13 protein-coding genes and 2 pseudogenes are annotated in these 13,309 nt (G+C 35.1%); all 15 read left to right on the top strand.

From position 1 onward, the window contains the following. Positions 1 to 49: 49 nt before the first annotated feature. The 15 genes and pseudogenes from ACXYMZ_RS11330 to arsC all read left to right on the top strand — a co-directional run bounded on the left by ACXYMZ_RS11330 (position 50) and on the right by arsC (position 13,260). Positions 50 to 1,009, top strand: coding sequence for an AAA family ATPase (locus tag ACXYMZ_RS11330; RefSeq protein ID WP_458948513.1), 960 nt, complete (start codon positions 50 to 52; stop codon positions 1,007 to 1,009). Then, positions 1,009 to 2,277, top strand: coding sequence for a DUF58 domain-containing protein (locus ACXYMZ_RS11335; protein WP_458948514.1), 1,269 nt, complete (start codon positions 1,009 to 1,011; stop codon positions 2,275 to 2,277). The genes ACXYMZ_RS11330 and ACXYMZ_RS11335 overlap by 1 nt, the downstream gene beginning before the upstream one ends. Further along, entirely contained in the window at positions 2,274 to 4,469 is a 2,196-nt protein-coding gene (locus tag ACXYMZ_RS11340) for a transglutaminase TgpA family protein (RefSeq protein WP_458948515.1), read from the top strand. The genes ACXYMZ_RS11335 and ACXYMZ_RS11340 overlap by 4 nt, the downstream gene beginning before the upstream one ends. Positions 4,470 to 4,583: 114 nt before the next feature. Then, positions 4,584 to 5,525 (top strand): annotated as a pseudogene (guaA, locus tag ACXYMZ_RS11345) (glutamine-hydrolyzing GMP synthase); the annotation flags it as partial. A gap of 247 nt (positions 5,526 to 5,772) precedes the next feature. Then, positions 5,773 to 6,012: a type II toxin-antitoxin system Phd/YefM family antitoxin gene (locus tag ACXYMZ_RS11350; RefSeq protein ID WP_458948516.1), complete on the top strand. Its 240-nt coding sequence runs from the start codon at positions 5,773 to 5,775 to the stop codon at positions 6,010 to 6,012. A 144-nt stretch (positions 6,013 to 6,156) separates the two neighbouring features. Continuing rightward, positions 6,157 to 6,795: a LysE family translocator gene (locus tag ACXYMZ_RS11355; RefSeq protein ID WP_458948517.1), complete on the top strand. Its 639-nt coding sequence runs from the start codon at positions 6,157 to 6,159 to the stop codon at positions 6,793 to 6,795. 97 nt (positions 6,796 to 6,892) lie between these two features. Then, the gene (locus ACXYMZ_RS11360) at positions 6,893 to 8,365 is read left to right on the top strand and encodes a phospholipase D family protein (RefSeq protein ID WP_458948518.1); all 1,473 of its coding nucleotides are present in this window, start codon (positions 6,893 to 6,895) and stop codon (positions 8,363 to 8,365) included. Positions 8,366 to 8,637: 272 nt separating this feature from the next. Next, positions 8,638 to 9,127 (top strand): annotated as a pseudogene (locus ACXYMZ_RS11365) (DUF2975 domain-containing protein). Between the two features lie 10 nt (positions 9,128 to 9,137). Then, positions 9,138 to 9,365: a helix-turn-helix domain-containing protein gene (locus tag ACXYMZ_RS11370; RefSeq protein ID WP_458948519.1), complete on the top strand. Its 228-nt coding sequence runs from the start codon at positions 9,138 to 9,140 to the stop codon at positions 9,363 to 9,365. A gap of 297 nt (positions 9,366 to 9,662) precedes the next feature. Continuing rightward, positions 9,663 to 9,959, top strand: coding sequence for a hypothetical protein (locus ACXYMZ_RS11375; protein ID WP_458948520.1), 297 nt, complete (start codon positions 9,663 to 9,665; stop codon positions 9,957 to 9,959). Between the two features lie 17 nt (positions 9,960 to 9,976). Next, a complete protein-coding gene (locus tag ACXYMZ_RS11380) occupies positions 9,977 to 10,561 on the top strand; it encodes a hypothetical protein (protein ID WP_458948521.1) in 585 nt (194 codons plus the stop codon). Positions 10,562 to 10,604: 43 nt separating this feature from the next. Further along, a complete protein-coding gene (locus ACXYMZ_RS11385; protein WP_458948522.1) occupies positions 10,605 to 11,051 on the top strand; it encodes a hypothetical protein in 447 nt (148 codons plus the stop codon). Positions 11,052 to 11,169: 118 nt separating this feature from the next. Continuing rightward, on the top strand, positions 11,170 to 11,514 hold the full coding sequence (locus tag ACXYMZ_RS11390; RefSeq protein WP_458948523.1) for an ArsR/SmtB family transcription factor: 345 nt from the start codon (positions 11,170 to 11,172) through the stop codon (positions 11,512 to 11,514). 15 nt (positions 11,515 to 11,529) lie between these two features. Further along, positions 11,530 to 12,828 (top strand): arsenic transporter, encoded by a 1,299-nt coding sequence (locus ACXYMZ_RS11395; protein ID WP_458948524.1) that lies wholly within the window; start codon positions 11,530 to 11,532, stop codon positions 12,826 to 12,828. 12 nt (positions 12,829 to 12,840) lie between these two features. Continuing rightward, positions 12,841 to 13,260, top strand: coding sequence for an arsenate reductase (thioredoxin) (gene arsC, locus ACXYMZ_RS11400; protein ID WP_458948525.1), 420 nt, complete (start codon positions 12,841 to 12,843; stop codon positions 13,258 to 13,260). Positions 13,261 to 13,309 lie beyond the last annotated feature (49 nt).

Consider the following 13,309-nt stretch of genomic DNA (forward strand, 5'->3'; position numbering starts at 1 on the left):
TTCATAGAGACTTTCAATAGATTAAGATTTCCGAGGAGGACCAATATATATGCAAGAGACAACTGTTAATAATCAACGAATCAACGACGTAATTCAGAATATTAATAAAGTTATAATTGGTAAAGAGGAAGTAGTTACCTTAAGTTTAGTAGCATTATTAGCAAAAGGTCATGTTCTTTTAGAAGATGTACCTGGTGTGGGAAAAACAATGCTCGTTCGAACACTAGCAAAATCATTAGATTGTGATTTTAAGAGAATCCAATTTACTCCTGATTTACTTCCATCCGATGTAACTGGAGTATCTATATATAACCCGAAAGAAATGGAATTTGAATTTCGTGGAGGACCAATTTTAGGTAATATTATTTTGGCAGATGAAATCAATAGAACATCGCCTAAAACGCAATCGGCTTTACTTGAGGCAATGGAAGAAAAAAGTGTGAGTGTGGATGGTAAAACACTTTTACTTAATGAACCTTTTTTCGTAATGGCGACACAGAACCCGATTGAATATGAGGGAACATATCCTTTACCAGAAGCTCAGCTTGACCGTTTTATTTTAAAACTCCAGATGGGCTATCCTTCTTTTGCTGAGGAATTAGAACTGCTTGAAAATACCGCAAAGAATCATCCAATTGAATCAATTGAATCTGTTATGACGCGTGAGGAATTAATCGAGCTACAAGCAGAAGTAAACGAGGTGTACATTGATACATCCATCCAAAGCTATATTGTAAACATCGTGAAAAGAACTAGAGAAAACCCGAAAACATTTCTAGGTGTTAGTCCCCGAGGCTCTATTGCTCTCATGAAAGCAGCTAAGGCCTATGCTTATATCAAAGGACGTGATTATGTCATTCCCGATGATGTGAAATATCTTGCACCATATGTGCTTTCTCATCGAATGATTATGACTTCAGAAGGGAAGTATGACGGGGCTACTGGAGAAGAAATTGTACATTCAATCTTAGATACAACCCATATACCAGTTCGAAAGGAATTTAGCTAATGAAGGATTCCATTCGCTTCATTGGTAATCTGGTTTTCGTCTTACTTTTGTTTGTTCTTTTATTTTCCTATGCGATGTTTCAAGGTGGATTTGTTAGTTGGTTTTTATTTTATAGTTTCTTGCCAATTATAATTTATCACTTTGGTTTATTATTTTATCCTTTAAGTAATTGGAAGGTCGAACGAAAACTTTCAAATCATGTCGTCCAAGCAGGTGATGAGATCACGGTTACTTTAACGCTGGAAAGATCTTTTCCCTTTCCGCTTTATTACTGTGTATTTGAAGAAGTCATACCTGAAACTTTGAAACTCAAAGATAATAAACATCATAAATACGAATATATGAATCAACCAGAACTTTTACAAGTTGACCGCACAATCAAGAAAATGATGTTTGTTGGCTTCCGGAAGCAAATCGAAATACCCTATACCTTCAATCAATTACCACGAGGAGAACATCACTTACGAACAGTTCGAATGTTCACAAGTGACGTTATTGGCTTTGTAAAAAAAGAGCATTTTTTCGAAGTGGAAGATGAATTAATTGTGCATCCTAACGTGAGAGAATTACGTCTACTAGAAGGCAGAAGTAGTTTTGAACAAGGTTCAACTGCCCAGAGTACCTTTCATTTGGAGAATACAAATGTTGCGACAGGAGTAAGAGAATATGCACCTGGAGATCGTTTTTCTTGGATTCATTGGAAGCAAACGGCAAGAACCAATGCCGTAATGACAAAAGAGTTTGAGCAAGAAAGAAGTTCGGACTTATTATTTATCTTAGATAGTTGTTTTGCTAAAAGAAGTAACCCACTAGCATTTGAAGCAGTTGTAGAGCTAACGTTATCGCTGCTTATTCGTATGGAAAAATCAGATGTTAATGCAGGATTACTTGCTATTGGAGATGAAACAAATTATTTTCCAGCAAGTCAAGGAATGAGAGAAAAAGAAAGAATTAAGAGCTTTCTTACAAGAGTCCAGCCTAATGGGCCCCGACCATTTTCGGTCGTGTTAAAAGAAAGGCTACGTATGGCAGCTCGTGCAGATATGATTGTTATTTTAACGACGACTATTGATGACTTTTTCAAACAATCCATTCAAGAACTGAGACATCGCACAGGTCATGTAGTTGTGCTCTACATCCAATACTCTAACTTTATTTATAAAAATGAAGAAGAAATCATTGGCCAAATGAGAAAAGAAGGCATGATTATTCATGTGCTGACTGAGAAAGAATTGGCAGAAACACCAGTAGAGGTGAGCATCAAATGAGCAAAGAAAATAAACTTACAATGCCCGTCTTTTATTCTTCCATTTTGTATCTATGCGCTTTATTGTTATTTATTGAATGGCTATATCCAGTTCGTGACATTACAGATACAAGTAGTATCGCGATTTTTGTCTTATATGCCGTATTTTGTTTCTTTATCTCGATGATTCATATGAAATGGTGGCTAAGCTTTGGGCTTAAAGCTTTCGGATTACTTTTTATTTTAAATGGATTGTATTTCGAAATGCTATTTCTTAGTCCTGCATGGTTTGGTCAATTATTTATGGAAATTGGTCAAAATATTAGTCTACTATTTTCCCAAGAATGGTATTACTTAACGCCGTTTTTCCGTAGTTTCTTATTTTTATTGTTAATTTGGTTAATGAGTTATTTACTACATTATTGGTTTGTACAGATGAAGCGAATCTTTATCTTCATCATGTTAACTTTTATCTATATAGGGGTGCTTGACACCTTCACTTTATACGATGCTTCCAATTCCATTATTCGCGTATTTATCATTTCATTGGTTGCATTATCATTAGTTAATTTTAGTAGAGACCTTGAAAAAGAGAAAGTTTCTTTCCAGTGGTTAAAAAAAGCATCCACTTGGTTACTTCCAATCGCTGCAACGGTTCTATTCTCAGTTATCATTGGAACGTCTTTACCGAAGTTCGATCCACAGTGGCCAGATCCTGTACCATTTATCCAAAGTGCAGTCGATCGATCGGGCAGTAGTCCAGGTGGAGGTACTGTACAGAAAGTTGGCTATGGGGAAGATGATTCAAGATTAGGTGGTTCTTTTATTCAAGATGACTCAACTGTGTTTTTTGCTGAAGCTGCAGAAAATCACTACTGGAGAATTGAGACAAGAGATGTATATACCGGTAAGGGTTGGGAAAATGCTTATGACACGAATTATGTTTTGCAAGAAGCGAATGACATTCGTGTAAGAACTTTTGCTGACCATATAGAAACCGAGGAACTTACCGCACAGGTTTCATTTGAACCAGATCAAATGATTGATAAAATTGTTTATCCCTATGGGTTACGTGATATCAATATTGAAGTTGGTTCCATTCAAATTGATTATTATGTAGATACTGTTTCACATGCGATTCAAGCAAGACTCCAAGATGGTGGTTATTTAAATTCAGCAGATTATACATTAACGTATGATCACCCGACAATTCCTTTAGAGCTATTGCAAAATAGCACAAACGAGATTTCGGATATGGAGCAATACTTGCAGCTACCGAATGATTTACCTTCAAGAGTTGGTGATTTAGCCGAGGAAATTACTGAAAATCATGCTTCCATGTATGATAAGGTAAGGGCAATTGAACGCTATTTTTCATCGAATGACTTTACTTATGAAACAACTGGTGTAGCTGTTCCAGGACCTAATGAAGATTATGTCGATCAATTCTTATTTGAAACACAGATGGGTTATTGTGATAACTTCTCTAGTTCCATGGTTGTTATGTTAAGAACTTTAGATATTCCTGCACGCTGGGCGAAAGGTTTCACAAGTGGGGAAAGAATTCAAACTGGTGAAACGCATGATACGTATGAAGTTACAAATGCTAACGCACACTCATGGGTTGAAGTATATTTCCCAGAAGCTGGTTGGGTAACATTCGAGCCAACACAAGGATTCTCTAACCCAACATCTTTCCAATCACAAACATCAGACTCTGATAATAATGCATTTGATGATGTACTTGATCAGCCAGATCCAGAGTTTCCTGAAGAAGATGTTACGAATCCTGAAGATGAAGAATCAGAAGCAGCAATGGCAAGTGCCTCAAAAAATAATTTTGATTTCAAATGGTGGCAAGTTGCCTTAGTCGTATTGGGTGTACTTGCAATAGCTTACCTGTTATTCAAAAATCGTTATCGAATAAGGGCTATGTACTACCGATTTAAATTAAATCGCAATCAAAACGAAAAGAACTTCCAATCGGCATACATGTATCTGCTTGATTTACTCGCGCATTACGGATATGAACGTGAAGCAGGACAGACATTAAGACAATTTGCAAAACGAGTTGATGGCAGGTATCGAACAAAAGAAATGCAAGAGCTAACCAATTATTATGAGCGCATGCTCTACCGTAATGAATTTAACACGGATGAGTCTGCGAAGTTAAAACAACTATGGGAAAATCTCATTCATAAAATTACAGGTTGACCATATTTCTTTGGATGAGTAAAATTGACATATGATAAATGGTAGCTATGAAATCTTTATTCTTTAGCACCAAGAATAGATGGGAGCAAAACGATGGGAACGAATGAATTAAATGTGGAAGAATTTATTGCACGTGAAGTCAAAGCAATTAAAGAACAAGTCGGAGACAGAAATGTCATTTGTGGTCTAAGTGGCGGAGTAGATTCTTCTGTTGCTGCAGCATTGGTGCATAAAGCAGTTGGTGATCAGCTAACATGTATTTTTGTTGATCACGGTTTACTGAGAAAGAATGAAGCCGATGAAGTAATGAAAGTATTCGCTGAAGATTTTCATATGAATATTATTAAAGTAGATGCGAAAGAACGCTTCCTATCAAAATTAGAAGGTGTCACAGACCCTGAGCAAAAAAGAAAAATTATTGGAAATGAATTTATTTATGTATTTGACGATGAAGCAGCAAAGTTAGAAAATATTGGTTTCCTTGCACAAGGAACGGTTTATACAGACATTATGGAAAGTGGTAAAGAAGGTTCAAAAGTAATTAAGTCACATCATAACGTAGGTGGCTTACCAGAAGAAATGGATTTTGAGCTAGTTGAACCACTTAAAACACTATATAAACAAGAGGTTCGTGCTGTAGGTACAGGACTTGGTATTCCTGACCATATCGTTTGGAGACAGCCATTCCCAGGACCAGGTCTTGGTATCCGAGTTCTAGGTGAAGTTACTGAAGAGAAAATTGAAATTGTAAGAGAATCAGATGCAATTTTAAGAGAAGAAATCGCAAACGCAGGACTTGATCGTGAAATTTGGCAGTACTTCACCGTGCTACCGAATATTCGTAGTGTTGGTGTAAAAGATGGAGAACGCTCGTATGTCCATACTGTTGGAATTCGCGCTGTGAATTCAGTTGACGGTGTAACTTCTGACTGGGCTAGAATTCCTTGGGATGTTTTAGAGAAAATATCATCAAGAATTGTAAATGAGATTGATGAAGTTAACCGTGTGGTTTATGACGTGACGAGTAAGCCGCCATCAACGATTGAGTGGGAGTAGAAATTCCTATATAAATCAATAATACTTAATAAGATTAATGAAAATCCCTACCACCTTATTGTTGGTAGGGATTTTAAAATATATTATAAATTTAAAAACAAATAGAAAGTGCTATGAATAAAAGGTCTAACTAGATATTTTTAAGTAAGCATAACCCCAATATGGATAGGCATTTACTACTTGATGTACACAAAAACGTATACGAAAATTATTATTTAGTTTACTTTTAAAGGAAGGGGATATTGTCATGTTGAGTTTTAGTCCATCATACGTGAGACAAAACCTTTTTAAATTGATTAAACAAGTTAATGTTGAAAGTAGACCTATTGAAATAGTTAGTAAAAGAAATGATGAGGCTGCTGTCCTAATAAGCAAAAAAGATTGGGATGCAATTCAAGAAACCTTGTATTTACAAAGCGCAGGTGTCCTTAATCGAATCAAAGAAAACGAAAAAGAAGATGTAGAGAATTTGGATGATATTGATTGAGACACACAATTAAAATAGTTAGTATACAGTTTCAACCAAAGGGATTAGTATAAAAAACCAGTTCCGTTTAAATGTACAGCTAATTCCTGTACACTTTAGACGGAACTTTTTTACATATATTTTTAATAATAGAAAGGAAAACTTATGGGACTTTTTATTTCGGGATTATTAATTGGATTTTCTCTTGTATTACAAATCGGTACTGCCAATGTGGGACTTATTCGTACAGGAATTAAGAATGGATTTTTACCAGCTTTTATATTCTCATTAGGGTGCGCGGTTGGTGATGGGCTTTATGCTACCTTGGCTGTTTATGGTGTCGCATTATTGTTGCAGTCGAGTGCTTTATTCCAAATCGTCATGTGGATAGTCGGTACAATAATGCTACTCTATCTAGCATTCCAAGCGTTTAAGGATGTTGTACGTCCAAAAGAATTGAGTATGGATGTAGATGCAATTGAAAAGAAATCTTTATTGGCTTACTTTTTCACGGGATTTATTTTAGTTGTATCTTCGCCAACTGGATTAATATGGTTTGCTACGGTTGCAGGAAGTGTCGTTAGTTCAGCTATTGGAAGTTCTGAGGGTCAAAGTGTGCTTCCATTTATCATTGGTTTTGTTTTGATTTCTGCAGTGTGGGGAGCAGTACTTGCTTATATCAGCAGTGTTGGTGGTAGATTGATGGGAAATAAGATGATTAGAATTTTTTCTCTCGTTTCAGGGCTATTATTTTTATACTTTGCTTATTTTGTATTTACAAATGGGTTAGAAAACATTTTTTAAGACAGGGAAAACTTCTCAATCCAAGCAGTGCTTAGACTTGTGATGGAAGGGGTATTAGATAGTAGATTGAATTAGATGGAACGAGGTAAACAAAACAATGGCTCATAGGCGAAAAAAACGGAATCTAATACTAGGCGCTACACTTATTATTCTCTTTCTAATCTACATAGCAACACTTGTTTATCACCAAACAAAAGAATTACCTGAAGGAGTTTCTTATTTAGGGGAAGAGCATGCTCTTACAGATGATGATATTACTTTCCTTTATGATCTGACCTATCAAGAAGATGGAGAGGAAGTTTATGACCATGTCATTTTTGATACAATAATCGAAATGATTGAGAATGCTGAAGAATTTTTGGTTGTAGATATGTTTATGATAAATGATTTCTCTGACGAATCAAGAGATTTTCCGAAGTTAAGTACTATATTTTATGAAACGGTGAAAGAACAGCTCGAACAGAAACCTGATTTAAAAGTAGTAATTATAACTGATGAAGTTAATACTACTTATAATTCACATGAGGCATTGCATATTGATGGACTTGCTGATTATGGTGCTGAAATTGTTTATACTGATTTGACGAAATTAAGAGATCCAAATCTATTATATTCAGGCATTTGGCGAATGTTTTTCCAATGGTTCGGCCAAGAAGGGAAAACCTGGCTAGCAAATCCTTTTGGAGAAACTTCACCAGATGTAACAGCGCGCTCGTATTTAAAGTTGAGTAATATCAAAGCGAATCATAGAAAAGCAGTAATTACAGAAAATGCAGGGCTTGTTACTTCTGCGAATATCCATGATTCGAGTGGCTATCATTCTAATGTAGCCGTGAAAGTTACAGGACCGATTATTAAGGATATGGTAGAGTCTGAACGTGCTGTTGCAGCATTTTCAGGTGGTGATCTAGCAGCCTTTCCTGATGAAGCAGCACTAGAATCAAGCCTTTCAGAGAATGCATCACCAGAAGAAAGTGCTATCCAAGCGAGAGTCGTAACTGAGAAGCAAGTGGAGAATAATTTCATTGAAGCTGCTGCTAAGTTAGGAGCAGGTGACGAACTTTGGGTTGGAATGTTTTATTTAGCTGATCGGACAATTGTTGCAACATTAATAGAAGCAGTTGAAAGAGGAGTTGACGTTCGATTAATCTTAGATCCAAACGAAAATGCATTTGGTTCACAGAAAATGGGACTACCTAATATTCCGATTGCACAGGAATTAATGGAGCGATCGAATGGCGAGATAGAAATTAGATGGTATCGAACAAATGAAGAACAATATCACTCAAAAATAGCATACTTAAAAGGTCAGGAAGAAAGCTATGTGACGCTTGGGTCAACGAATTTTACATCTCGTAATCTAGATAATTATAATTTAGAGAATAATATTGTTGTTACTGCTCCAAATGATACAGATTTCATGCAGGACATAGATTCTTACTTCCAACGAATATGGAATAATGAAGATGCTATTTTCACATTTTCATATGAGGTAGAAGAAGATGACTTAGGTTTCGCAAAGTATATTTTATATTGGATGCAGCAGATCTTTAGATTTACTACCTATTAGGGGAGTCTTTCTTGTAGCTTGATAGTTAATGATATGGAAGATAAAAAGTGTTTCTCTATTGAGAAATGCTTTTTTTATTGATATATTTTACATGATTAACAATAAATTTAAAATAATAAACAATAATTATTTATTGATTTACGATAAATAACCTGTTAAAGTTAGTTTATAGAAAATTTGAAAGGTGAATTGTTAAATATAATAATAAAGTTATGGAAGACGAAATAGATTTTTGGATTTAAAAAAGAAAAATATTAAGTGGGGTGCTTTTTTTGAAACAAGTTTCAACATTATTTTTAAAAATAACTTTAGCTATGATGGGAATTCCCGTTCTTGCTTTGTTAATATTAGTTTTTCCGAAATTAGTGAGAGAAGCAATTGAGCATGCAGCAAATGGAGATACATTGGGATATTATACTTGGTATCTTAGTTGTGATGTATGTAACGGCAGTACCATTCTTTATTGCGCTATATCAAACGTTAATATTATTAAGTTATATTGAAAAGAACCTAGCTTTTTCTAATATTCCGGTAGTAGCTCTAAAAAAGATCAAAAACTGTGGCAAAATAATTAGTGGTTTATATGTTTTAGTATTACCATTAGTTGCTCTTGTAGCGGAATGGGACGACGCACCGGGACTTATTTTAGTTGGATTAGTAATTATTGGTGCTGCTTTTGCTGTTGCAGTCTTTGCTTCTGTTCTCCAAAGGCTTCTGCAAAATGCTATTGCTATAAAAGAAGAAAATGATTTAACGGTCTGAGGTGAAAATAATGGCGATTATCATAAATATTGATGTGATGTTAGCGAAGAGAAAAATGAGTGTGACGGAGCTATCTGAAAAGGTTGGAATTACAATGGCCAATATTTCTATATTGAAGAACGGAAAGGCAAAAGCGATTAGACTCTCCACTCTAGATGGAATTTGTAAAGCATTAGATTGCCAACCAGGAGATATTTTGGAATATAAAAGTGATGAAGAAAATCAAGAGAATGGGTAATGATTCGTGAAAGAAAAATGTATGGAGAACTAGGATAGGTATATAAAAAACTTTTTTCAGTAATAGATGCTTAATATTAAAAAGATAGTAACTTATTTAATCAAATAGGCTCGGACTTTGAACTGCACTCCAATTATGGAATATAGAATAATTGGAGTGCAGTTTTAATTTTGTTCTATTTTAATTGTTACATAATGTTATCTGAATATTTGTGTTAAAATAAATTGAACGATATCTTTACAGAAATACTTATTGAAGTTGACGTAGTTAAGTCAATAATAAAAGGAGGAATTGAGTATGGTTTATATTGACGAAATGCAATACTTTTTTGATATGCACTCTTTTGGAATTATCCTTGAACTTTTATTTGTGACAGCTTGTATTTCAACAATAATATTTATATTATCTAAAAATAAATATGTGTCTATATTGTCTGCGGCTCCAGTTTTCTTTGCGGCGTCACTATTACAATATCAAATTTCGCATTTGTTTTTACTTTTGGTTGCGATGTTCATTCAGGCAGTAATAATAACTGCAATACAGCAACGAAGTGAACAGGAGTCTGATAAGAAAGAGGAAAAACAAACAACATAACCTCTGGGGGAATACATGTGCCTAATAAAACAAGGAAATACAGTACTAAATTAGTAGCATTTTTTTTATTCTTTATTTTGGTCATGACTTGGTTTTATCCTTTTTCTATTTTTAGTATTAATAAAAGTTATTCCTTCACTGCTGACCCAGTTACTGTCGATGAATACACTAGGGAATTAAATGAATTTATAACTTCATTTGAAAACGATTTAGAAGAAGCTTTCGGTGAAGATAATATTAATTTAACACTAGATCGGACTCGGTATTTGGCATCTATATTTGAACAGGAATGGATAAGTAGTAAAGATCCAATAAAAATGGATTTAGATATGCTTAGTAATAATTTAGATGAAGTTAAAAGTGCGCGTAACGCTTTATTAGAGTTGATAGTAAGAGAAGATTATAATTATGAACAAAGAGAATATTTAGTTGGCAGCATTGATAGCCTTTTATCAGTAGAAGAGCAAATCAACAAGATAAAGATGAGTTCATTTAGCACGAGAAGTACACTAAATAGACAATTTAGGAATCTACATGTCAGCTTTATAAGTCAATTGACGTTCTATGAAATTTTCTATGAACAAGTGCAAAATGATAGGTAAATGAAGTGGATTGGTATAAAAAAGAACGAGGGAGTGCACGGAATTGCTGCAGCAAATTAAACTGGCAAACTGGTTATTAGAAGTAGACGTTGAGAAAACAAGAGAATTCTATGATAAAGGTATCGATGTATGTGACTGCTTGGACTGTAAAAATTATGTGGAAGCTTGTAAGCAATTAGATGCTTCCCTCACATTTCTTTTTAATGAATTAGGAATTAATCCTAGTATGCCTGCACATCTTTCTCAGTTTCCAACCGAGGAACAAATGACTAAATTATACATTGGAAATTATCACTTAGTAGGAAATTTGTTAGCAGGGGAATGGAGTACATCATCCGATTGGAATGAGTCGAATACAATCAAACGCGAGAATTTCACATTCGGGTTTTCGAGAGAGTTGGAATTTGTCCCTGAAGATTACCCTCGTCCTGTTCTGCAGTTGGATTTTGAAGCAGCTATTCCTTGGGTGTTGGCTGAAGATCCAGATTGAAATCCAAAAAAGGGTATGAATAAAAAAGTACATGATCTATTAAAGAATAGGTCATTTTTTTATTGACTATATAAGCAAATAGTTATATGATTATATAGAATTTATGAGGAGGAAAACAATGTTACATACAGCAATTGATATGGACAATGCAACAGTCCTACTAAAGTTACTTGGAGATAAAACAAGACTAACGATGTTAAAATTAATGGATAATCACGCTTGCTGTGTATGTGAGTTTGTTGAAATATTCCAAGTCAGTCAACCTTCAATCAGTCAACATTTACGAAAATTAAAAGATTTAGGGCTAGTAGAAGAAGAAAGAAAAGGACAATGGATTTTTTACTCTTTAAATAAAGAAAATGGGTATTATTCATTTATTAAGCCAATTCTTGATCAGGTACCAAGCCAAGAATTTAAAATAAAAGAACTTGAAGAAAATGGCACTCGCATTTCTTGTAGTTAAATCGGAGGTATTATTTTGTCATCAACGCTCATACTCGCTGTTTTAATTTTTATTATCACAATCGCACTCGTTATTTGGCAACCAAAGGGATTGAATATTGGTTGGTCTGCAATGGGTGGTGCTACAATTGCTTTACTAGTTGGCGTCGTTGGATTTGATGATGTCTTTGTAGTGACAGGAATTGTATGGAATGCAACGCTTGCATTTGTTGCTATCATTCTTATTTCTCTAATACTTGATGAAATTGGATTATTTGAGTGGGCTGCATTACATATGGCAAGAATCGCAAAAGGTAATGGCGTGAAAATGTTTATCTACATTAGCCTCCTAGGTGCAATCGTTGCTGCTTTATTTGCAAATGATGGTGCCGCACTTATTCTTACACCAATTGTACTTGCAATGGTTCGACATTTAAATTTCCAAGAAAAAATGATTTTCCCATTTATAATGGCAAGTGGATTTATCGCGGATACAACATCGCTTCCATTTGTAATTAGTAACTTGGTAAATATCGTTTCCGCTGATTTCTTTGGGATTGGATTTGTGGAGTATGCTTTGAGAATGTTTATTCCTAACTTGTTTTCGCTAATAGCTACAATTACGGTGCTATTTTTATATTTTAAGAAAAATATACCGAAGTCATATGATATGACTAAGTTGAACGAACCGAAAGCTGCGATAAAAGACATGAAATTATTTCGTCTGTCATGGTATGTTCTAGGATTATTAGTGATTGGGTATTTTTCTAGTGAGTTTATTGGTATACCAGTATCATTTGTCGCAGGTTTCATTGCCATCTTTTTTATCATGATTAGTAAAGGCAGTCCTGCTGTTCACACGAAAAAAGTAATCAAAGAAGCACCATGGGATATTGTGCTTTTCTCAATTGGTATGTATGTCGTGGTGTATGGATTGGGAAATGCAGGACTAACATCGGCTTTAGCTGGCGTATTGCAAACTGTCGCTGATCAAGGTTTATTTGCCGCAACAATTGGAATGGGATTCATTGCTGCATTTCTATCATCTATCATGAACAATCTGCCAACAGTAATGATTGATGCGCTAGCAATTGCTGAAACGAACACAACTGGTTTACTGAGAGAAGCACTTATTTATGCAAACGTTGTTGGTTCTGATTTGGGTCCAAAGATAACCCCAATAGGTTCCCTGGCAACTTTAGTATGGTTACATGTTCTCTCACAAAAAGGGATTAAAATCTCGTGGGGAACATATTTCAAGACAGGGATTGTGTTGACCGTTCCAATATTATTTATTACGCTAATTGGACTTTATCTAACGTTACTTATTTTCTAAAGGAGGAGCATGATGAATAAAAAAACACTTTACTTCTTATGTACAGGGAATTCTTGTAGAAGCCAAATGGCCGAGGGTTGGGCAAAGGAATATCTCGGTGATGATTGGGAAGTACGAAGCGCGGGAATTGAAGCGCATGGCTTAAATCCAAAAGCTGTCGAGGCAATGAGCGAGGCAGGAGTCGATATATCGAGTCAAGCGTCTGAAACGATAGACCTTGAATTTTTGAATAACGCTACACTTGCTGTCACACTTTGTGGAGATGCAGCTGATCGATGCCCGATGACACCACCTCATGTAAAAAGAGAACATTGGGGATTTGATGATCCAGCGAAAGCAGAAGGTACAGAAGAGGAAGTTTGGCAAGTGTTTCAGCGCGTACGAGACGAAATCGGTGAACGAATAAAAAAATTCGCAGAAACTGGTGAATAATAAAGTTTAAAAGGCGGGGCAGTGATGTCTCGTCTTTTTTGTATTTTAA

The sequence above is a fragment of the Oceanobacillus sp. CAU 1775 genome (assembly GCF_054482815.1).

Coding starts and splice junctions, on each gene's coding strand:
- arsC (WP_458948525.1), top strand. CDS start 12,841: ATGAATAAAAAAACACTTTACTTCTTATGTACAGGGAATTCTTGTAGA.
- ACXYMZ_RS11330 (WP_458948513.1), top strand. CDS start 50: ATGCAAGAGACAACTGTTAATAATCAACGAATCAACGACGTAATTCAG.
- ACXYMZ_RS11360 (WP_458948518.1), top strand. CDS start 6,893: ATGGCTCATAGGCGAAAAAAACGGAATCTAATACTAGGCGCTACACTT.
- ACXYMZ_RS11370 (WP_458948519.1), top strand. CDS start 9,138: ATGGCGATTATCATAAATATTGATGTGATGTTAGCGAAGAGAAAAATG.
- ACXYMZ_RS11375 (WP_458948520.1), top strand. CDS start 9,663: ATGGTTTATATTGACGAAATGCAATACTTTTTTGATATGCACTCTTTT.
- ACXYMZ_RS11350 (WP_458948516.1), top strand. CDS start 5,773: ATGTTGAGTTTTAGTCCATCATACGTGAGACAAAACCTTTTTAAATTG.
- ACXYMZ_RS11355 (WP_458948517.1), top strand. CDS start 6,157: ATGGGACTTTTTATTTCGGGATTATTAATTGGATTTTCTCTTGTATTA.
- ACXYMZ_RS11340 (WP_458948515.1), top strand. CDS start 2,274: ATGAGCAAAGAAAATAAACTTACAATGCCCGTCTTTTATTCTTCCATT.
- ACXYMZ_RS11390 (WP_458948523.1), top strand. CDS start 11,170: ATGTTACATACAGCAATTGATATGGACAATGCAACAGTCCTACTAAAG.
- ACXYMZ_RS11335 (WP_458948514.1), top strand. CDS start 1,009: ATGAAGGATTCCATTCGCTTCATTGGTAATCTGGTTTTCGTCTTACTT.